Origin of the sequence: Vibrio sp. HENC-03, assembly GCF_000305755.2 — a bacterium.
GTDB classification, from domain to species: domain Bacteria; phylum Pseudomonadota; class Gammaproteobacteria; order Enterobacterales; family Vibrionaceae; genus Vibrio; species Vibrio owensii.
In genome coordinates this window covers 251,455-270,249 of record NZ_JH976126.1, presented here as the reverse complement: position 1 = coordinate 270,249, position 18,795 = coordinate 251,455, and the positions used below count along the sequence as shown (strand labels likewise).

Sequence of the window (18,795 nt, the reverse complement as noted above, 5' to 3'; positions counted from 1 at the left end):
GAGATTCCTGATCTCGCTTAAGCTCGTCGGAATGACGCGCTTGAGTTGTTTGCGTTTGGTTAAGTGATGCGTACTAATTAGCTTTCATGCTCATGCCTCATTTACGTCATTCCCGAGAGCGACGAAGGAGCGTAGTCGGGAATCTCTTACAAGCACTTCAATAAAACATCCACCGACAGATAAAAAACGCGTAACGAAAAGACAATGCCTTCTCAAATTACGCGTTTTTAGCAGCTAGCAATCAGCTGCGAATTTAAAGAATAACCGTCTTATTGCCGTAAACAAAAACGTGGTCATTGATCACTTTATTCAAAGCCTTGCTCAATACGTTCTTCTCTACATCGCGACCTGCTTGTGCCATATCTTGTGCGCTGAACGTGTGATCCACTGGAATAACGTCCTGCTTGATGATTGGACCCTCATCCAAGTCATTCGTTACAAAGTGCGCCGTTGCACCGATGATCTTCACACCGCGGTCGTAAGCCTGCTGATATGGCTTAGCACCGATGAAAGCGGGTAAGAAACTGTGGTGAATGTTGATGATCTTGTGACGGTATTTCTCTACGAAAGTCGGAGTGAGAACACGCATGTACTTCGCAAGTACGAGGTAATCGGCATCGTATTGATCAATCACTTCAAGCATCTTCTGCTCGTGCTCTTCACGGCTAAGATCTTCGTGAGTAACGTGATGGTAAGGGATATCAAAACGTTCAGTGAGTGTTTGAAGTTTGTCGTAGTTACCAACAACCGCAGCAATTTCAACATCTAAGCTGCCATCGTAAGTCTTCATCAGAATATCACCTAAACAGTGCGCTTCTTTGGTTACTAGGATAACGATGCGTTTGCGGCGAGAGCTAATGAGTTTGCGTTTTGCGCCTTGCGGCAGTGCTTGGTCTAAATCGGCGAGTAGCGTTTGATCGTTGAAGTAACCCTCCAACTCGGTTCTCATGAAAAAGTGCCCACTGGTGTTATCAACAAACTCGTTATTATGAACGATATTCAGCTGATGCTTATAACAGATATTGGTGATTTTTGAGATCAAACCCGGTGCGTCAGAACAATGGGTTAACAGTGTTTTCTTTTCCATAAATCAGATACTTCCATGCATTATTTTTCTAGCGTACGAATAAAAGGGTCACGTCAGAAGCGTGAATCGTACTGCAATCTGACTTCATAAATAATCTATTCTCGGCGCGGTTTCAACAAATTATCCGCGCGATGCTAAAACCTAGTGCTTTTGTTGGCTGATGTTTACGCTCAACTCCTGATATACTCTCGACAATTTTTCCAATCAGATGTCAGGCATGATCGCAAAAACATTCTCCTCTGAGGGCGCGTTAGGCAAAGCCATTCCGGGCTTTCAAGCTCGCCAGCCACAAATCGATATGGCAGAAGCTGTCAGCAGTGCGATCAAAGACCAAACTCAGCTGGTGGTTGAAGCAGGGACGGGAACGGGGAAGACCTTCGCTTACCTTGTGCCTGCGCTCTTGAGCGGCAAAAAAGTCATCATCAGTACCGGGTCAAAGAACCTACAAGAGCAGTTGTATCACCGTGACCTGCCGTTGATGGTCAGTGCTTTAGGCTTTTATGGACAAGTCGCGCTATTAAAAGGGCGTTCCAACTACCTATGTTTGGATCGTCTTAGCCGCCAAATGGTCGAGAGCCATACTAATGAAGCCGATCCAACATTGTTGACTCAATTGGTGAAGGTCCGCACTTGGTCGTCAGAAACCAAAACGGGCGATTTAGGGGACTGTGATGACCTGCCAGAAGACAGCATGATTATCCCGACCATTACTTCAACCAACGACAACTGTTTGGGTAAAGAGTGCCCGAGCTACACCGATTGTTTCGTCTTAAAAGCACGCAAACGCGCAATGGATTCAGACATTGTTGTCGTTAACCACCACTTGTTCCTTGCAGACCTTGCGATCAAAGAAACCGGTTTCGGTGAATTGATCCCAGAAGCTGACGTATTCATTTTCGATGAAGCCCACCAGCTTCCTGACATTGCCAGCGAATACTTCGGACAATCGATTTCTAGCCGCCAGATCCAAGAGCTCGCCAAAGACATTGAGATTGCCTACCGCACTGAAGCAAAAGACATGCGCCAGCTACAAAAAGTCGGTGATAAGCTGATGCAAAGTGCCATGGATATGCGCATAGTGTTGGGTGAGCCAGGCTTTCGTGGTAACTGGCGTGAAGCGTTGCAATCGGAATCGATCAAACGTGAATTGGTGCGTTTAACCGATAGCTTAGATCTTGCCATCGACGTATTGAAATTGGCGCTAGGTCGAAGTCAATTGCTGGATACCGCCTTTGAGCGTGCCAACCTGATCAAAGGACGAATTGATCGGGTTTGTGATGTCGATATTACCGGTTACTCATACTGGTACGACACATCTCCCCGTCATTTTGCGTTGCACATTACGCCGCTATCGGTAGCGGATAAATTCCATGAGCAAATAGAAATCAAACAAGGCGCGTGGATTTTTACCTCAGCAACCCTAGCGGTATCGGGTGACTTTAAACACTTTACCGACCGGCTTGGATTGAAGCCTAAACAGCAGTTTTCGTTGCCATCTCCGTTCGATTACGAGAAGCAAGCACGTTTGTGTGTGCCTCGTTATTTACCAGAACCAAACAGCCCAGGCTTAGCCGACAAACTGGTGCGAATGCTTGCGCCTGTGATTGAAGAGAACGACGGGCGTTGTTTCTTCCTGTGTACTTCGCACAGCATGATGCGTGAGCTTGGTGAACGCTTCCGTGAAGTACTGGATCTGCCTGTGCTGATGCAAGGTGAGATGAGCAAACAAAAGACCCTTGCCGAGTTTATGGACCTGGGTAATGCACTGCTGGTGGCGACGGGTGCATTTTGGGAAGGGATCGATGTTAGAGGTGATGCGCTGAGCTGTGTTATCATCGACAAATTACCGTTTACTGCCCCTGATGACCCGCTACTCAAAGCCCGAATCGAAGATTGTCGATTACGTGGTGGTGAGCCGTTTGCAGAAGTGCAAATCCCTGACGCGGTTATCACGTTAAAGCAGGGCGTAGGACGTTTGATTCGAGACCAAAAAGATCATGGTGCCTTAATCATTTGCGACAACCGTTTGGTAACGCGTGATTATGGTGGCATCTTCCTCGGCAGTTTACCGCCAATCCCAAGAACACGGGATTTGGAACGAATCAAAACATTCCTAAAAACAGAACAAACTGCCGCAGACTAATGCGCTGCGGCATCAATAAATTAAAGAAGAATTGTAGAGAGTTACATGAGCGCAAAAATTCTTGCTATCGATACGGCAACTGAGAACTGTTCAGTTGCGCTACTGGTTAATGACCGAGTGATTTCACGCAGTGAAGTGGCTCCTCGTGACCACACTAAGAAAGTACTGCCTATGGTGGACGAAGTACTGAAAGAAGCCGGTCTGACTCTACAAGATTTAGACGCATTGGCGTTTGGTCGTGGTCCGGGCAGCTTTACTGGTGTTCGTATCGGTATTGGTATCGCGCAAGGTTTGGCGTTTGGTGCTGACTTACCAATGATTGGCGTTTCAACGCTGGCTGCGATGGCACAAGCAAGCTACCGCCTACACGGTGCTACAAATGCCGCTGTTGCGATTGATGCGCGCATGGGTGAAGTTTACTGGGCACGTTACACTCGCCAAGAAAACGGTGAGTGGGCAGGCGTGGATGCAGAATGCGTTATTCCACCAGCGCGTCTAGCGGAAGAGGCGCAAGCAGACGACAAAACGTGGACTAAAGCGGGTACTGGTTGGGATGCTTACCAAGAAGATCTTGGCAAACTGCCATTCAACGTCACCAGTGGCGATGTTCTTTACCCTGATTCGCAAGACATTGTGATTCTTGCTGAGCAGGAACTTAAGAAAGGCAACACAGTCCCAGTAGAAGAATCGAGCCCGGTTTATCTGCGTGATAATGTGACGTGGAAGAAACTTCCGGGTCGCGAATAATCGGACTTTCAATGACATGACAAAGTGCAGGGCGTTTGCCCTGTATTTTTATGGAGCGTTATGGCGTCTATCAATGGTTTACCTCCTGCGTTAATACCGGGTGCAAATCGCACCAATAAAGTCGGTAAAAAAGGGCAGGTAAAGAAAGCTCAAGATAAGCAGCCCGTTGGTCAACCTTCTAAGGTGGCGAACGCTGTCGCGCACTCCATTAAGCAAGTGGATGAGTCTCAGATTCATCGCGCTCAAGTGCAATATGATTTGCCCGAGGGTCATGCTCGCAAAGCAATGGAACAGTATATGGACGTCATGAATCGAGCGAAGAAAGAGGAACTTGCTCAGTTACTTGGTGTCGATATCTATGTGTAAAACAACGAATTTATAGTGGGGGTTTATGAAACTTTCTGGACGTATTTTTCTGGTTATTATCGCGGCATTCGGGCTTTCTGCCTGTAGTTCTCTTCCTGAAGAGCTGAATGCAAGCACCGAGCAGGTTTTGACGGATTACAAAGCCTTTGCTGAAGACCAAGGACAGGCTGCTAACGATGTCCGTCTTGGTGGTGTTATCGCGAAAGTGGATAACTTGAAAGACCAAACGCGTCTGGAGATTGTAAACCTACCAATCAGCAAATCAGGCAAACCGGACATCGACCAAGAACCAACGGGTCGCTTCGCGGTTTATTTTGATGATTACCTAGAGCCAGTCGCTTTCAGTAAAGGTCGAATCATTACTGTGGTGGGTAAAGGTGCGGGCGAAGAAGAAGGCAAAATTGGTGAACACCAATACATCTTCCCAGTCATCAAAGGCGATGGTTACCGTTTATGGAAGATTGAAGAGCGCGTACGTATGTACGACACGCCAACCTATTACTACCCTTGTTACTCCATTAACTGCCGCATGTGGCGAAATGATTTCCCTCAAGACGGCAAGGTGATCAAGAAGGTTAAATAATCTGTGATGAATGAGCGCCGTTTCGAACTCCCAAATGGGAGCATGGCAGCCTTAGAGATCGGAAACGAAAAAACGACTGCTTGCTCAGTCGTTTTTCTTCATGGGTGGATGGATAACGCGGGTAGCTTCAAAACCTTGATGAACGCCATCCATCAGCACAACCCTGATCTTCATTTACTAGCAATTGACCTATTTGGTCATGGCTTATCCAGTCATAAATCCTCAGACAATTACTACCCCTTCCACGACTACATTGCTGATTTACACCAATTATTGGATGAATTATCGCCAAACAGACTGGTGTTAGTAGGGCATTCACTAGGCGCTTTAATCGCAAGTTGCTATAGTGCTGCCTTTCCTGAACAGGTCGAAACGTTAGTGCAAATTGAAGGGGCGGGTCCACTCGCAGAACAGCCTTCCAATAGCGTAAAACGACTGCGTGATGGCGTCCTTAACCGACAACGTCAACGCAGCAAACCGGAGCGAGCTATCGCTTCTTTCGATCTGGCGTTAAAGCTACGCATGCAAGCGAATCACCTGACCGCCGAGCAGTTGATGCCAATCGTAGAGCGCGGAACTGAATGTCGTGAGAACCAGTGGTTTTGGCGACACGATGCCAAATTAAAATGCGATTCTCTTTATCGCATGGCACAGGATCACGCGAACTCGATCACCAGCCAAATACGCTGTCCGCACCTAATCATATTGGGTGACAAAGGATTTCAGCATTTACAGTCTAACCAAGTCGATTGGGGCGAAAATCCACCGAAAGTGGTTTCTGTCGCGGGTGGGCATCATTGCCATTTAGAGCAAACACTCGAGGTCGCTAAGCGAATTCTTGGTGTAGTTAACAAAATTTAAACAAGTGTTTGAGAGTTACGTGCTCAAGCACGTTTGCTGTGCTGTAATAGTGCTCAAAATAAAAAGGACGCTATTTTTTAGCCAGTTATAAACGAGGAGTAACATCGTGGATAAACCATGGCTTTCACGTTATCCAAGTGACGTACCTGAAACCATTAATCCAGAGCAATATGAGTCTTTGGTAGAAATGTTCGAGCAGTCTGTTCAAAAGTACGCAGACCAACCGGCATTCATGAACATGGGCTCGGTCATGACCTTCCGCAAATTGGAAGAGCGTAGCCGCGCATTCGCCGCATACTTACAAAACGAACTTAAGCTGAAGAAGGGCGACCGCGTTGCTCTTATGATGCCAAACCTGCTTCAATACCCTGTCGCGCTATTTGGTATTTTGCGTGCAGGCTGTATCGCTGTGAACGTGAACCCACTTTACACTCCTCGTGAGCTTGAGCACCAGCTAAACGATGCTGGCGCAACGGCGATCGTTATCGTTTCTAATTTCGCGAACACACTAGAGCAAATCGTAGAAAACACGCCAGTGAAACACGTGGTTCTGACCAGCCTTGGTCAAATGCTGCCACGTGCGAAAGGTACGCTTGTCGACTTCGTGGTTAAGTACGTGAAGGGCATGGTGCCTAAGTACGATCTACCGGGTGCAATCTCAATGCGTAAAGCACTGCACAAAGGTCGTCGTCTTCAGTACGTGAAGCCATTTATGTCTGGCGATGATATTGCATTCCTACAGTACACTGGTGGTACAACGGGCGTAGCGAAAGGCGCAATCCTGACGCACCGCAACATGATCGCCAACGTAATGCAGGCGAAAGGTGCTTATGGTCCTGTATTGTCTCCGGGTCGCGAGCTTGTTGTTACGGCACTGCCGCTTTACCACGTATTCGCGCTGACGGTGAACTGTCTACTGTTCGTTGAAATGGGTGGCAACAACCTGCTTATCACTAACCCGCGTGATATTCCGGGCTTTGTGAAAGAGCTGCAAAAATACCAGTTCACTGCGATTACTGGCGTAAACACGCTGTTTAACGCACTAGTGAACAACGAAGATTTCCATGAGCTAGATTTCAGCAATCTTCGCCTAGCAGTAGGTGGTGGTATGGCAGTACAACGTGCCGTCGCTGAAAAATGGCAAAAGACCACGGGCTGTTATCTACTAGAAGGTTACGGTCTAACAGAATGTTCTCCATTGGTGGCGGCTTACCCGCACGACTTAGTGGAATACAACGGTTCTATCGGTCTGCCTGTGCCATCAACTGAAGTACGTATTGTTGATGAAGAAGGTAACCCACTAGCAAATACTGAGACAGGTGAGCTTCAAGTTCGTGGTCCTCAAGTGATGCAAGGTTACTGGCAGCGACCTGAAGCGACTAAAGAAGTGATCAACGAAGACGGTTGGCTATCGACGGGTGACATCGTTAAGTTTGATGATGAAGGCTTCCTGCATATTGTTGACCGTAAGAAAGACATGATTCTTGTGTCTGGCTTTAACGTTTACCCGAACGAAATCGAAGACGTAGTCGCACTGCACGGTAAAGTGCTAGAAGTCGCGGCAATCGGTCAGCCTCACGAAGTGTCTGGCGAGTTGGTGAAGATCTACGTTGTAAAACGCGATCCAAGCCTAACTAAAGATGAAGTGATTGCACACTGTCGCCAACACCTAACTGGCTACAAAGTGCCGAAGTTGGTTGAGTTCCGTGAAGACTTACCTAAGACCAACGTAGGTAAGATCCTTCGTCGCGTACTGCGTGAAGAGAACGACGCAGAACTAGCGAAGAAGAGCGCATAAGCGGATTTCTTTGTGCAACAATCATTTATTGCCAAATAGTGTTAGAATGCCAGCGTTTTGCTGGCATTTTTTTATAGCGAGAAGCATGTGAACTATCAGATCATTACGAAAAACAAAGACCTAGAAGAAGTCTGCGCTCTAGCAAGAGAAGCAGACGTAGTTATGCTGGATACCGAATTCGTGCGAATCAGGACTTACTATCCGCAACTAGGTTTGATTCAGCTTTTCGATGGCAAACAACTTTCCCTTATCGACCCGACCGAACTGACTGACATGACATCGTTCGTCGAGTTGCTAAAAGACACCTCAGTGCTAAAAGTACTGCACGCGTGTGGTGAAGATTTAGAAGTCTTCCAAAATGCCTTTGGCTGCACACCATTCCCAATGGTGGATACTCAGTTGATGGCGGCATTTTTGGGTCACGGTCTGTCGACAGGCTTTGCAACGCTGGTGGAAGAATACCTAGGCGTGGAGCTAGACAAGAGCGAGTCTCGCACCGACTGGATGGCGCGTCCACTGACTCAAAAGCAGCTTGATTACGCCGCGGCTGACGTGCACTACCTAATGCCTCTTTACGAGAAGCTATTAGATAAAGTCAACGAAGCTGGCTGGTGGGAAGCGGTTCAACAAGAGAGTGACCTACTGGTATCAAAGCGTATTCGTAACTTAAATGAAGAAACTGTCTACCTAGACATCAAAGGTGCATGGCAGCTAAGACCGGCTGAACTTGCGATTCTTAAGCCTTTAGCGACTTGGCGTTACCGCGAAGCGATCAAGCGCGACCTTGCATTGAACTTCATTTTCAAAGAAGGCGACTTGCTGACGGTGGCTCGCCTTGGACTGACAAACTTTAAGAAGATGGAGGCGGAAGGCATCGACATTCGTGCGATTAACCGCCACGGTGCACGAATTGCGGCCATTGTGAAAAGTGCAAAGCAAACACCTGCCGATGATTACCCAGCTAAAATCGAACGTTTGATGGATTACCCAGGCTACAAGCAAATCTTCAAGAACATGAAAGATGTGGTGAAAGTAGCATCGCAAAAATCAGGCTTGGCGACCGAGTTCTTGGCGTCTAAAAAGCAGATCAACCAAATCATCAGTTGGGTATGGAAGAAAGACCGCGACCCAGCGCGTCTACCGGATGTGATGCAAGGCTGGCGTCTTGAATTGCTCGGCGAGAAGATGAATAAGGTGCTGAAGTAAGTACCAAATAAAAAAGGTTGGCATTATCGCCAACCTTTTTTGTAACACGCATTTGTCTTTTGTTTTGAGTGCTTAAGTGTTTATAGCGCTCAAGCAAAGTCGAAAAGTAATTACTTCTCGTCTTCTGGCAACTTCACATTTAGCTCAAGAACCGAAATATCATCGTCCTTGTGTTCAAACGTCAAATCCACCATGTTTGGATCAATCGCAACGTATTTGCTGATCACCTTCAAGATGTCCTCTTTCAATTGAGGTAAGTAAGAAGGCGCAGGATCGTTCTGGCTACGACGCTCAGCAACGATGATCTGCAAACGCTCTTTGGCTAGATTCGCAGAAGTTTTCTTTTGTGGGCGGAAAAATTCTAGTAGTGACATGTCTAGCCTCCGAATAGTCGTTTAAAGAGTCCTTTCTTCTCCTCAGTAAGGAAACGAAATTCAACCTGGTTGCCCAGTAGGCGATCTACCGTATCTGAGTAAGCCATGCCTGCGTCAGTGTTCTCGTCAAAGATCACTGGCACACCTTTGTTTGATGCGTTTAGAACTGCTTGGCTTTCTGGGATCACGCCCAGTAGAGAAATGTGTAAGATCTCTTCTACGTCTTCAACGCTTAGCATCTCACCTTGTGTAACGCGAGATGGGTTGTAACGCGTCAGTAGCAGGTGCTGCTTAACTGGCTCAAGACCTTGCTCAGCTCGTAGCGACTTAGAATCCAAAATACCTAGAATGCGGTCAGAGTCACGCACCGAAGACACTTCTGGGTTTGTCGTTACAATCGCTTCATCTGCGTAGTACAGCGCCATCAGAGCACCTTGTTCGATACCTGCTGGAGAGTCACAGATGATAAAGTCGAAGCCCATTTCATCCAACTCAGTGAACACACGTTGCACGCCATCTTTGGTTAGCGCGTCTTTATCACGTGTTTGAGAAGCTGGAAGAATGAATAGGTTATCTGTGCGCTTGTCTTTGATCATCGCTTGGTTAAGCGTTGCTTCACCGTTGATGACGTTAACAAAGTCATACACCACGCGGCGTTCACAGCCCATGATAAGATCGAGGTTACGCAAGCCGATATCAAAATCGATCACCGCAGTCTTTTTGCCCTTAAGAGCCAGACCCGAGGCGATGGCTGCGCTTGAAGTGGTTTTACCAACGCCACCTTTACCAGACGTTACTACAATAATGCGTGCCATTTTATTTCCTTTTTAGACTAAATCGTGAGTGTTTCTAGATGTAATGATTCTTCGGCTTTACTGATCATTACTTTCTTTTGCCAATACTCACTCTCAATTTGATCGCTCAACCAGTAATCTCCTGCAATGGAAACCAGTTCAGCTTGTAAATCGTGACAAATAATTCGTGCTTCTTGCTGGCCGCTCGCCCCAGCAATGGCGCGTCCGCGTAGGGTGCCATGAATGTGGATAGAGCCATCAGCAATCACTTCTGCACCAGCACTTACGTGTGCCAGTACAACCAAGTCACCGTCTTTGGCGTAAATTTGCTGACCAGAACGTACCGGTGTACGAACGATTTTGGTCGGTGCCATTTTCGCTGGTGCTTGAGTTGGAGATTTGCTCGCAGACATGATGGCGAAGCCCGCTTCTGAGGCAAGGTTTTGAACGCGCTTATCTTTACAGCCAGTCACACCAACCGGAATAAACCCTGCATCGGCGATGCCTTGTTTAAGTGCGGTGAAATCAATATCGCCTTCTACTTTTGCTATATTGATAACCAGAGGTGCGGATGCGAAGAAAGAGGGTGCTTGAGAAACCTTTTCTTGCAAAAATTCGACAGTCTTAGCGATCTCGTTGTCAGAAAGGTGTAAAACTGACAATGTAAAACTGCTACCTTTAAGGTCAGGTGAATGGGTCATCGTGGACTTCTTGCCTTTATTGAAAGAGCGTTGCCTTAAACTAGGTCTGTCATGTTATATTTCATCCTTTAGCGCAGCAAGTTCTCAAGCGGGCAAATAAGTGAATTAATCTCAAATTTGCTATCAAGTTTGCGAGAATTTTACGTTTTCAACAAAATCCGCATTCAAAGCGGGTAAATCAGCACAAAAGGCTCGTCATGCTTTGTTCTATTTATAAAAGTTCCAGAAAAGAAGGCACTTATCTCTATATTCCGAAAAAGGATGATTTCTCACAGGTTCCTGACACGCTAATGCAGATGTTCGGTAAGCCTATGCCGGTGATGACAATCAAACTTGATGGTCGTACTTTGGCACAAGTTGATGTCGAGAAAGTGAAAGCGTCATTAATTAATGATGGTTTCTTCCTACAGGTTCCGCCTCCGCCGGAAAACCTACTAGAAAAATACAAAGAACAAAAAGCCCAGCAGAAAGGCGAATAACGTCACCGCTTTTCATCTGGGAATTCTGCCTCGCTCAAGGAGGGCGATATGAAAAAGATACTGGCAGCAATGCTCAGCGTTGGTATGTGCACTTCAGCCTTTGCAAGCAGCGATGGCTTTGATGAATACCTAAATAAATTGCGTGCAGAAGCGCGTGATAAAGGCATTTCCGAACAGGTGATCAGTGCCGCTTTTGCTGATGTGGAATACAAACCACGCGCGGTAAAAGCCGATCGTAACCAACCTGAGAAGAAACTGACGTTAGACGAATACATTCCGCGCGCGGTACCTGAGTGGAAGGTAAAACAAGCGAAGCAACTGTATAAAGAACACTACGCTGAACTTAAACGCATTGGTGATGAGTTTGGCGTGCAGCCACGCTTTATCGTTGCACTTTGGGGCGTGGAAAGTAACTTCGGTAAGTTTACTGGTAACTTTCGCGTGATCGACGCGTTGTCGACCATGGCATTTGAAGGTCGTCGTGAAGAGTTCTTCCGTAAAGAAACCATGGCGGCGCTACAAATCCTAGATGAAGGTCATATCGAGCTAGAGAACTTCAAAGGTTCTTGGGCTGGCGCGATGGGTCAATGTCAGTTTATGCCAAGCTCATTCCTACGCTTTGCTGCGGATGGTAACGGCGACGGCAAGAAGGACATCTGGCAATCAGAAGCGGACGTGTTTGCGTCTACTGCGAACTACCTAAGCAAATCTGGCTGGGATGATAAGTTCACTTGGGGTCGTCAGGTTAAGGTGCCACACGGTATCGACCATAACCTGCAAGGTCGCGAAGCGGAAAAAGGTAAGTACCTGCAAGAGTGGAGCAAGCTTGGCATCACCAAATACGATGGCAGCCCACTTCCTAAGCTGGACGAAGACATCAAAGCTTGGCTGATCATGCCAGACGATGAGAACGGTCGTACTTACTTGGTGTACAACAACTACAATGTGTTGATGAAGTGGAACCGCTCTTACTACTTCGCACTGGCGGTAAGTCACTTAGCTGACCGCATCACATTCTAGATTGAATGTATAAACGAATAAAAAGGGGCTCTTCGGAGCCCTTTGTTTTCTCTATTTGAAACGAGGTTTGCGTGTTATCTGAACGTGCTGCACAAATGGTGATCTTCTCAGCGTTGATCAAACATAAGAACTTTACCGCTGCGGCAAAGAGCCTAGGTGTGTCTGTTTCTCACGTTAGTAAACAACTCAGCCAGTTGGAAGCGTCACTAGGCATCAAGCTTGTGCAACGTACCACGCGCAGTTTCACACCAACCGAAGCCGGTCAAACCTTCTACCATCATTGTGAGCAAGTGGTGCAAGCCGTTAGCAGTGCCACGTTAGAGATGGAAAGCCAACGCGATGAAGTCGCTGGTTTGGTTCGTCTTGGTTTGTCGCAGTCTTTTGGCACGCTGCACATCATTCCTGCCATTCAAGAACTTCGTGAGAAATACCCGCAACTGCAAGTCGAAGTGCATTTGTTCGATTACAAAGTCGATATGCTCGAAGAAGGCTTGGATTTGTGGATCACCAACAATGAACACCTACCAGAAGGCTACATTGCTCAGCGCTTAGCGGATTGCCAATTCGTAGTTGCTGCATCGCCGGATTACCTACTCAAGTACGACACGCCAACCGAACCGAATGACTTGTCGCAGCATAACTGTCTTATTTACCGCAGTTGGGAGCGTGACTACACCAGTTGGGCCTTCACCAATCGCGAGCAAGAGCTCAACGTGAAAGTCTCTGGCAACTACTCGGTCGATTTAGCAGAAGCGGTGCGTGATGCCGCAATCGCAGGGTGGGGGATTGCTTACTTAGCCACTTATTTGCTGGGGGATGAATTCCGTTCAGGCAAATTGATCCAGCTTCTACCTGATTGGAGAGCCAGCCAATCCATGCCGTTTTATGCGGTGTACCCAAGTCGTCAGCATATGCCGAAAAAGATCTCAGCAGTGATCGAATTCATTAAACAAAAGATCGGATCGCCTTGCCATTGGGATCAGCGATTAGCGTCGTATATTTCGATTCCGAAGTAGGGAATACATAAGGTGATTTGAATCACAAAATTTTTCCAAATTCAGAAACATCTTTTCCATTTGGAAATAATAACTTTAGGCAAACGTTTATCTTTATTTAATTCAATGAGTTATTTTGCTGGTTAAAGAGTGAGCAGACGAGATTCTCAGCCTGTTAACATCCCCAACTTGCAGCATTTCTTTCACTCTATACAATCCGACGCCTTTCCTGTTCCCCCTTTTGTCGGATTCATTTTATGAACTCAATTCTTGGTATCGTAGCCATCCTATTCGTAGCATGGCTGCTTTCGACTAACCGTAAGAACATTCGTCTACGAACGGTGTCTTTGGCTTTTGCTCTGCAAGTAATCTTCGCGCTATTGGTACTTTACGTACCAGCGGGTAAAGAAGCACTTAACGCAGTAACTGGCGCGGTTTCTAACCTAATCAACTACGGTCAAGAGGGCATCGCGTTCCTATTTGGCAACCTAGCAACAGGTGGCTTTACCTTCGCGATTAACGTACTTGGTATCATCATCTTCTTCTCGGCGTTGATTTCTGGTTTGTATCACATCGGTCTAATGCCAAAAGTGATCAACCTAATCGGTGGTGGTCTTCAGCGTTTGCTAGGTACAGGTCGTGCAGAGTCGTTATCTGCAACAGCGAACATCTTCGTTGGTATGATTGAAGCGCCGCTAGTAGTAAAGCCATACCTGAAGCACATGAGTGATTCTCAGTTCTTCGCAGTCATGACTGGTGGTTTGGCATCGGTTGCTGGTGGCACGCTGGTAGGTTACGCATCACTGGGTGTAGATCTTAACTTCCTAATCGCGGCAGCATTCATGTCAGCACCTGCAGGTCTTCTGATGGCAAAAATCATGATGCCAGAGACTGACACCACAACACCAGATATCGACCTAGACCAAGTAGAAATGCCACGCGCAACCAACGTGGTTGAAGCAATGGCAGACGGCGCAATGTCTGGTTTACGCATCGCAGTGGCGGTAGGTGCAACCCTATTGGCGTTCGTGAGCGTTATCGCGATGCTAAACGGCATTCTAGGCTGGTTCGGCGGTCTATTCGGTATGGAACTGAGCTTCGAGCTAGTACTTGGCTACCTATTCGCACCAATCGCATGGTTGCTAGGTATTCCTTGGAATGAAGCTATCGTGGCTGGCTCACTGATCGGTAACAAGATTGTGGTAAACGAGTTCGTAGCCTTCATCCAACTGATGGAAGTGAAGTCTCAGCTAAGCGCACACTCACAAGCTATCGTAACCTTCGCTCTGTGTGGTTTCGCAAACATCTCAACCATGGCGATGCTAATTGGCGGCCTAGGCTCACTCGTACCAGAGAAGCGTTCATTCATCTCGAAATACGGTTTCCGTGCAATCGCAGCAGGCGTAATGGCAAACCTGATGAGTGCATCAATCGCTGGCGTGATTCTGAGTTTGTAACCTATTAGAGCGCTGCGCTTCTGGAATCGGGAACGCTTCGCTTCGAGAGAGTAGAGGGCTTTGGCTCAAGCACTTCCTCTTACTCTCTTAAAAAGCAAAAGGGTTGACGTTTATCGTCAACCCTTTTCATTTCTTCGAATCTCGAATCTCGAATCTCGAATCTCGAATCTCGAATCTCGAATCTCGAATCTCGAATCTCGAATCTACTTCTTCGTATGGAACTGCTCGCAAGCCAGCATTGTGTTCTCAATTAGGCTTGCTACGGTCATTGGGCCCACGCCGCCCGGTACCGGTGTAATAAAGCTCGCGTTCTCACGTGCTTTATCGTATTCCACGTCACCTACTAGCTTGCCCGACTCAAGACGGTTGATGCCTACATCGACCACAACCGCGCCTTTCTTAATCCACTCGCCAGGAATGAAGTTCGGCTTACCAACTGCGACCACAACAAGGTCTGCTTGACGAACGTGACCTTCTAAGTCTTTGGTAAAGCGGTGACAAGTTGTTGTCGTACAACCAGCAAGAAGCAGCTCAAGTGTCATTGGGCGACCAACAATGTTTGATGCGCCAACCACTACCGCATGCTTACCGCGTAGCTCGATGTTGTAACGATCAAGCAGCGTAATGATGCCTTTTGGCGTACAAGAACGAAGCTTAGGAATGCGCTGCGCTAGACGACCCACGTTGTAAGGATGGAAGCCATCCACGTCTTTCTCTGGGTGAATACGCTCAAGAACGTGTGTTGCATCAATGCCAGCAGGAAGCGGCAATTGAACAAGAATGCCGTCGATTTCTGTGTCGTTGTTCAACTCATCGATAAGTGCCAACAACTCTTCTTCCGACGTTGTCGCAGGAAGGTCAAAAGACTTAGAGACAAAGCCAACTTCTTCACACGCACGGCGCTTACTGCCAACGTAAACTTGAGAAGCTGGATCTTCACCAACTAAAACAACTGCAAGACCTGGAGCACGAAGGCCAGCCTCAACGCGAGCTTTCACACGTGCTGCAACTTCGGATCGAACAGTTTGGGAAATGAGAGTTCCATCTATATTTTGAGCAGTCATGACTTTCCTTTTTAAATTGAGAAGGCAAATTATTTGCGGCGCATTGTCGCAGAAAATCTATTTAACATCCATACGCAAACGTTTGCTTTGTGGTGTTTTTGAACATTTATCGTTTTGGTGCCCTTTTTTTAGGCATTCAGATCAGAATGTTATGAAAACCCGTTGATTTAAGCGCTTGAACTCGTATAATCCTGTCCCTGTAGCGCGCCCTTAGCTCAGCTGGATAGAGCACGTCCCTTCTAAGGATGTGGTCATAGGTTCGAATCCTATAGGGCGTGCCATTTATTTAAAAGCCCCGATAGCTCCCCGAGTTATCGGGGTTTTGTCGTTTTAGGCGACAGCACTTCTAACGTACCGTTTCCTACAACTTTTGCACTACCTTCTAGTCTTTGCAATCAATAGCACTTACTATGTGTTCATTTCAATTGCAGCCTTACCTTTATGTCCTCAACCACCAATTTCTATAACCAAAATGCGAGCTCATTAGCGGAGCAATATAACTCGACGACGTTTGAGAACGTTCACGCGAGCTGGCAGGCTTTTTGGCCTCATGCTGGCGATCGGGTATTGGATGTGGGAGCGGGGTCTGGGAGAGATGCAAAATGGATGTCAGAACAAGGCTGTGAGGTGATTGCTCTTGAGCCTGCTGCATCTCTACTAGAGCTTGGGAAAGTTAAGACAGGTGATTCGGTTACTTGGCTTGACGATTCCTTGCCTGCGCTTGAGAAAACCACCAACCTAGGGCTTCGCTTTGATCTTATTTTAGTGAGTGCGGTATGGATGCACCTTGCGACGTCTCATCGTGAGCGTGCCTTCCGCAAGCTCTCTAATCTGCTGGCACCAAATGGTCGATTGGTTATAAGCCTTCGCCATGGTGAGTTCACCGATGGACGCAAAGCTTATCCTGTCTCTGTTCAAGAGTTAGAACAGCTGGCAAAGAACAGTGCGCTTATGGTTAGGCATGTTTCTGACAGTGACGATCAACTCAAGCGTGATGACGTTCATTGGCAGACTGTGGTTGTGTCAAAGTAAGAGAAGGATTAGTTGTGTCTCTTCAACATTATGTAGATAAATTCAGTAATTTGAACGTGAATAGTTCAAACGGAAAGAAGAGTCCTCACAAAGTATGTATGCTTCTTACCGTTATGGATTTGATGCAGGCTGGACATATCGTTTCAAACAAGATTGAACTTAATTCTGTTCTTAAAGAGCGATTCACACATCACTTCGAAAACTTAGCAATAGGAAATGATCGAAACACACCTGAGAACCCTTTTTTCTTTTTGAGAAGTGAGGGGTTCTGGCATCACTCTTATAATGAAGGCTATTCCATAGAAAATACAAAAAGATACTCATCAAAGGCCATTTCATACGCTTACGTTGATGATGAGCTATTCGAATATATGAATAGCTACATAGTCTCGAATGAATTGAAAGAAGCGCTTGTTTCCAACTTATCAGACTTATCTTCATTGTTTTATCGATGGTTACTTGATTTGGGCAAATCAGAGAAAACGGCAAAGAACTATTTAGGAGCAGTCCGTGGTTCAATTTCTAACTGGTTGATGGATGCCGGAAAAATAGAAGCATCTATCACAGAAATAAAGTCTTATTCAGACTTTAAGAGTTATAAGAAACAAGCGGTGCAGTTACCAGAGTTTCAAGTGCGCGATATAAAAGGCAAGGGTATGTATAGTGCAGCATTGTCTCACTACGACACCTTTCTCGCTGACTTAGCCCAAATTGATATGAATGCAGATATCCGGCATGTAATGAATGACAAGCAACTAAGCACAACTGAAAAGACAATTTTGGTAAACACCAGAATGGGACAAGGTCATTTTAGAAACAAGCTCATTGATATGTGGGGAGGTTGCGCTGTTACCGGGTTTAAGAATACCCAATTACTGTTAGCGTCGCATATTAAACCGTGGCGAGATTCCAACAACGAAGAACGATTAGATAAGTTCAACGGACTATTGCTACTTCCTAATCTAGATAAAGCATTCGATCTCGGTTTCATATCATTTGATGATAAAGGAAAAGTTTTAATATCACGCTACCTAGAAAAACCAGAAGTTCTTGGTCTACGCGAAGACATGTCTTTTCACGTCCATAATAGCCATAAATATTACCTTGGCCATCATAGAGGGGTGCTGTTTAAGGGGCGCTAGACTCGGAATGAACACTACTCATTTTAGCTTGAACTCATAAACAAATCTCTCATTGTTTTCAACGTACAGAAAAACGCTGAGTATACTTTTCCAACAACTCCATTTATTGATGTGATGTTTTCTATAAAGCTCATAGATCTATCTCACACTTTTGTGCTTCACAATTGATACTGATATTAAAAAAGTAAGAAATGGATTACAGTTTGGGAAATGTTTTCCAATTGTGGTTGTATCGTGAAAACGGTTTCTAAGCGCTTGTATAAGCTACTAAAAATAACAAAGCTTAAGCACAAAAAAGATAAGGTTTTTTCCTTTCCTAATAGCCTGATACGTAAGAATCAGAAATTCCTGAAAATTTTCTCACCTTCGTCTTTATCCCTTAAGAAAAGTGATGTTTCTCATGCATCTTTTTCGCTCTCTTCTGTCGATGCTCTCGCTTGGGGAAATCGAGTTTCGCCTGAGTTCAAAAGTAAAGTGAACGACATTTCTCAAGAGCTCAATATTGATCCAAACTACTTGATGGCTTGCATGGCGTTTGAAACGGCAGAGACATTTAGTCCGAGCATCAAAAATGGTTCTGGGAGTGGGGCAACAGGGCTTATTCAGTTTATGCCATCGACGGCAGAGGCGCTGGGAACCAGCACTAAGAAACTGGCCAAAATGAGTGCTATTGAACAGCTCGATTATGTCAAAGCGTACTTTATGCCTTACCGAAATCGTATGGCTTGTTTAGAGGATGTTTATATGGCGATCCTCTATCCGGCGGCAATTGGAAAGCCATCTTCGCATGTATTGTTCAAACAAGGGTCGATCGCCTATCGCCAGAACGCGGGGATCGACCGTAAAAAGACAGGCAGGATTACCTTGGGTGATGTCTCTTACAAGGTGCGACGCAAACTAGAGAAAGGCATGCACCCTAACTTTCACGGTTAATCCTTTCATTTTA

At 46.2% G+C, this 18,795-nt stretch carries 18 protein-coding genes, 1 tRNA gene and 1 pseudogene; 15 read left to right on the top strand and 5 right to left on the bottom strand.

Translation table 11 applies throughout. From position 1 onward, the window contains the following. Positions 1-253: 253 nt before the first annotated feature. A complete protein-coding gene (purU, locus tag VCHENC03_RS06255) occupies positions 254-1,087 on the bottom strand; it encodes a formyltetrahydrofolate deformylase (RefSeq protein ID WP_005428723.1) in 834 nt (277 codons plus the stop codon). A 217-nt stretch (positions 1,088-1,304) separates the two neighbouring features. On the opposite strand from purU, the gene VCHENC03_RS06260 reads away from it, so the two are divergent. The 7 genes from VCHENC03_RS06260 (at position 1,305) to rnd (ending at position 8,791) form a co-directional block, all read left to right on the top strand. After that, entirely contained in the window at positions 1,305-3,230 is a 1,926-nt protein-coding gene (locus VCHENC03_RS06260) for an ATP-dependent DNA helicase (protein ID WP_009707200.1), read from the top strand. A 45-nt stretch (positions 3,231-3,275) separates the two neighbouring features. Continuing rightward, positions 3,276-3,977, top strand: a complete 702-nt coding sequence (tsaB, locus tag VCHENC03_RS06265) for a tRNA (adenosine(37)-N6)-threonylcarbamoyltransferase complex dimerization subunit type 1 TsaB (protein ID WP_009707199.1) — start codon at positions 3,276-3,278, stop codon at positions 3,975-3,977. Positions 3,978-4,037: 60 nt separating this feature from the next. Next, positions 4,038-4,343 (top strand): hypothetical protein, encoded by a 306-nt coding sequence (locus VCHENC03_RS06270; protein ID WP_005437006.1) that lies wholly within the window; start codon positions 4,038-4,040, stop codon positions 4,341-4,343. A 25-nt stretch (positions 4,344-4,368) separates the two neighbouring features. Then, a complete protein-coding gene (locus tag VCHENC03_RS06275) occupies positions 4,369-4,926 on the top strand; it encodes a Slp family lipoprotein (RefSeq protein ID WP_009707198.1) in 558 nt (185 codons plus the stop codon). A 6-nt stretch (positions 4,927-4,932) separates the two neighbouring features. Beyond that, on the top strand, positions 4,933-5,787 hold the full coding sequence (locus VCHENC03_RS06280) for an alpha/beta fold hydrolase (RefSeq protein ID WP_032802952.1): 855 nt from the start codon (positions 4,933-4,935) through the stop codon (positions 5,785-5,787). 106 nt (positions 5,788-5,893) lie between these two features. Continuing rightward, the gene (fadD, locus tag VCHENC03_RS06285) at positions 5,894-7,585 is read left to right on the top strand and encodes a long-chain-fatty-acid--CoA ligase FadD (RefSeq protein WP_005437015.1); all 1,692 of its coding nucleotides are present in this window, start codon (positions 5,894-5,896) and stop codon (positions 7,583-7,585) included. Between the two features lie 87 nt (positions 7,586-7,672). Continuing rightward, positions 7,673-8,791, top strand: a complete 1,119-nt coding sequence (gene rnd, locus VCHENC03_RS06290) for a ribonuclease D (protein ID WP_005437016.1) — start codon at positions 7,673-7,675, stop codon at positions 8,789-8,791. 110 nt (positions 8,792-8,901) lie between these two features. Here the strand turns inward: rnd and minE are convergent, their stop codons facing one another. From minE to minC, 3 genes are read right to left on the bottom strand one after another with little or no spacing between them, the layout of a single operon-like run. Next, the gene (gene minE, locus VCHENC03_RS06295) at positions 8,902-9,165 is read right to left on the bottom strand and encodes a cell division topological specificity factor MinE (protein ID WP_005437690.1); all 264 of its coding nucleotides are present in this window, start codon (positions 9,163-9,165) and stop codon (positions 8,902-8,904) included. A 2-nt stretch (positions 9,166-9,167) separates the two neighbouring features. After that, positions 9,168-9,980, bottom strand: coding sequence for a septum site-determining protein MinD (gene minD, locus VCHENC03_RS06300; protein ID WP_005437688.1), 813 nt, complete (start codon positions 9,978-9,980; stop codon positions 9,168-9,170). Between the two features lie 17 nt (positions 9,981-9,997). Next, positions 9,998-10,660 carry a septum site-determining protein MinC gene (gene minC / locus VCHENC03_RS06305; RefSeq protein ID WP_005437686.1) on the bottom strand — a complete coding sequence of 221 codons (663 nt, stop codon included), beginning with the start codon at positions 10,658-10,660 and terminating at the stop codon, positions 9,998-10,000. 197 nt (positions 10,661-10,857) lie between these two features. On the opposite strand from minC, the gene VCHENC03_RS0126140 reads away from it, so the two are divergent. The 4 genes from VCHENC03_RS0126140 (at position 10,858) to VCHENC03_RS06320 (ending at position 14,611) form a co-directional block, all read left to right on the top strand. Next, complete coding sequence (locus VCHENC03_RS0126140; RefSeq protein ID WP_012127285.1) at positions 10,858-11,139, top strand: YcgL domain-containing protein; 282 nt, start codon at positions 10,858-10,860, stop codon at positions 11,137-11,139. 48 nt (positions 11,140-11,187) lie between these two features. Next, positions 11,188-12,159, top strand: a complete 972-nt coding sequence (locus VCHENC03_RS06310; protein ID WP_005430863.1) for a lytic murein transglycosylase — start codon at positions 11,188-11,190, stop codon at positions 12,157-12,159. Between the two features lie 71 nt (positions 12,160-12,230). Further along, positions 12,231-13,175 (top strand): LysR family transcriptional regulator, encoded by a 945-nt coding sequence (locus tag VCHENC03_RS06315; protein ID WP_009707196.1) that lies wholly within the window; start codon positions 12,231-12,233, stop codon positions 13,173-13,175. Positions 13,176-13,411: 236 nt separating this feature from the next. Then, the gene (locus VCHENC03_RS06320; protein WP_009707195.1) at positions 13,412-14,611 is read left to right on the top strand and encodes a NupC/NupG family nucleoside CNT transporter; all 1,200 of its coding nucleotides are present in this window, start codon (positions 13,412-13,414) and stop codon (positions 14,609-14,611) included. Positions 14,612-14,814: 203 nt separating this feature from the next. Here VCHENC03_RS06320 and folD read toward each other — a convergent pair whose 3' ends face one another. After that, positions 14,815-15,675 carry a bifunctional methylenetetrahydrofolate dehydrogenase/methenyltetrahydrofolate cyclohydrolase FolD gene (gene folD, locus VCHENC03_RS06325; protein WP_009707194.1) on the bottom strand — a complete coding sequence of 287 codons (861 nt, stop codon included), beginning with the start codon at positions 15,673-15,675 and terminating at the stop codon, positions 14,815-14,817. 204 nt (positions 15,676-15,879) lie between these two features. Here folD and VCHENC03_RS06330 point away from each other — a divergent pair. The 4 genes and pseudogenes from VCHENC03_RS06330 (at position 15,880) to VCHENC03_RS06345 (ending at position 18,782) form a co-directional block, all read left to right on the top strand. Then, a tRNA-Arg gene (locus tag VCHENC03_RS06330) sits at positions 15,880-15,956 on the top strand. 160 nt (positions 15,957-16,116) lie between these two features. Further along, positions 16,117-16,701: pseudogene (locus VCHENC03_RS06335) on the top strand (class I SAM-dependent methyltransferase); the annotation flags it as partial. Positions 16,702-16,721: 20 nt separating this feature from the next. Continuing rightward, positions 16,722-17,849, top strand: a complete 1,128-nt coding sequence (locus tag VCHENC03_RS06340) for an HNH endonuclease (RefSeq protein ID WP_009707192.1) — start codon at positions 16,722-16,724, stop codon at positions 17,847-17,849. 210 nt (positions 17,850-18,059) lie between these two features. Further along, positions 18,060-18,782 (top strand): transglycosylase SLT domain-containing protein, encoded by a 723-nt coding sequence (locus VCHENC03_RS06345; RefSeq protein WP_009707191.1) that lies wholly within the window; start codon positions 18,060-18,062, stop codon positions 18,780-18,782. The last annotated feature ends 13 nt before the right edge of the window (positions 18,783-18,795 follow it).

Excerpts from the sequence above, each read along its gene's own strand:
- VCHENC03_RS06320 (WP_009707195.1), top strand. The coding sequence starts at position 13,412 with ATGAACTCAATTCTTGGTATCGTAGCCATCCTATTCGTAGCATGGCTG.
- minC (WP_005437686.1), bottom strand. The coding sequence starts at position 10,660 with ATGACCCATTCACCTGACCTTAAAGGTAGCAGTTTTACATTGTCAGTT.
- minD (WP_005437688.1), bottom strand. The coding sequence starts at position 9,980 with ATGGCACGCATTATTGTAGTAACGTCTGGTAAAGGTGGCGTTGGTAAA.
- VCHENC03_RS0126140 (WP_012127285.1), top strand. The coding sequence starts at position 10,858 with ATGCTTTGTTCTATTTATAAAAGTTCCAGAAAAGAAGGCACTTATCTC.
- VCHENC03_RS06270 (WP_005437006.1), top strand. The coding sequence starts at position 4,038 with ATGGCGTCTATCAATGGTTTACCTCCTGCGTTAATACCGGGTGCAAAT.
- purU (WP_005428723.1), bottom strand. The coding sequence starts at position 1,087 with ATGGAAAAGAAAACACTGTTAACCCATTGTTCTGACGCACCGGGTTTG.
- VCHENC03_RS06260 (WP_009707200.1), top strand. The coding sequence starts at position 1,305 with ATGATCGCAAAAACATTCTCCTCTGAGGGCGCGTTAGGCAAAGCCATT.
- folD (WP_009707194.1), bottom strand. The coding sequence starts at position 15,675 with ATGACTGCTCAAAATATAGATGGAACTCTCATTTCCCAAACTGTTCGA.
- minE (WP_005437690.1), bottom strand. The coding sequence starts at position 9,165 with ATGTCACTACTAGAATTTTTCCGCCCACAAAAGAAAACTTCTGCGAAT.
- VCHENC03_RS06280 (WP_032802952.1), top strand. The coding sequence starts at position 4,933 with ATGAATGAGCGCCGTTTCGAACTCCCAAATGGGAGCATGGCAGCCTTA.
- VCHENC03_RS06310 (WP_005430863.1), top strand. The coding sequence starts at position 11,188 with ATGAAAAAGATACTGGCAGCAATGCTCAGCGTTGGTATGTGCACTTCA.
- VCHENC03_RS06345 (WP_009707191.1), top strand. The coding sequence starts at position 18,060 with ATGTTTTCCAATTGTGGTTGTATCGTGAAAACGGTTTCTAAGCGCTTG.
- VCHENC03_RS06275 (WP_009707198.1), top strand. The coding sequence starts at position 4,369 with ATGAAACTTTCTGGACGTATTTTTCTGGTTATTATCGCGGCATTCGGG.
- tsaB (WP_009707199.1), top strand. The coding sequence starts at position 3,276 with ATGAGCGCAAAAATTCTTGCTATCGATACGGCAACTGAGAACTGTTCA.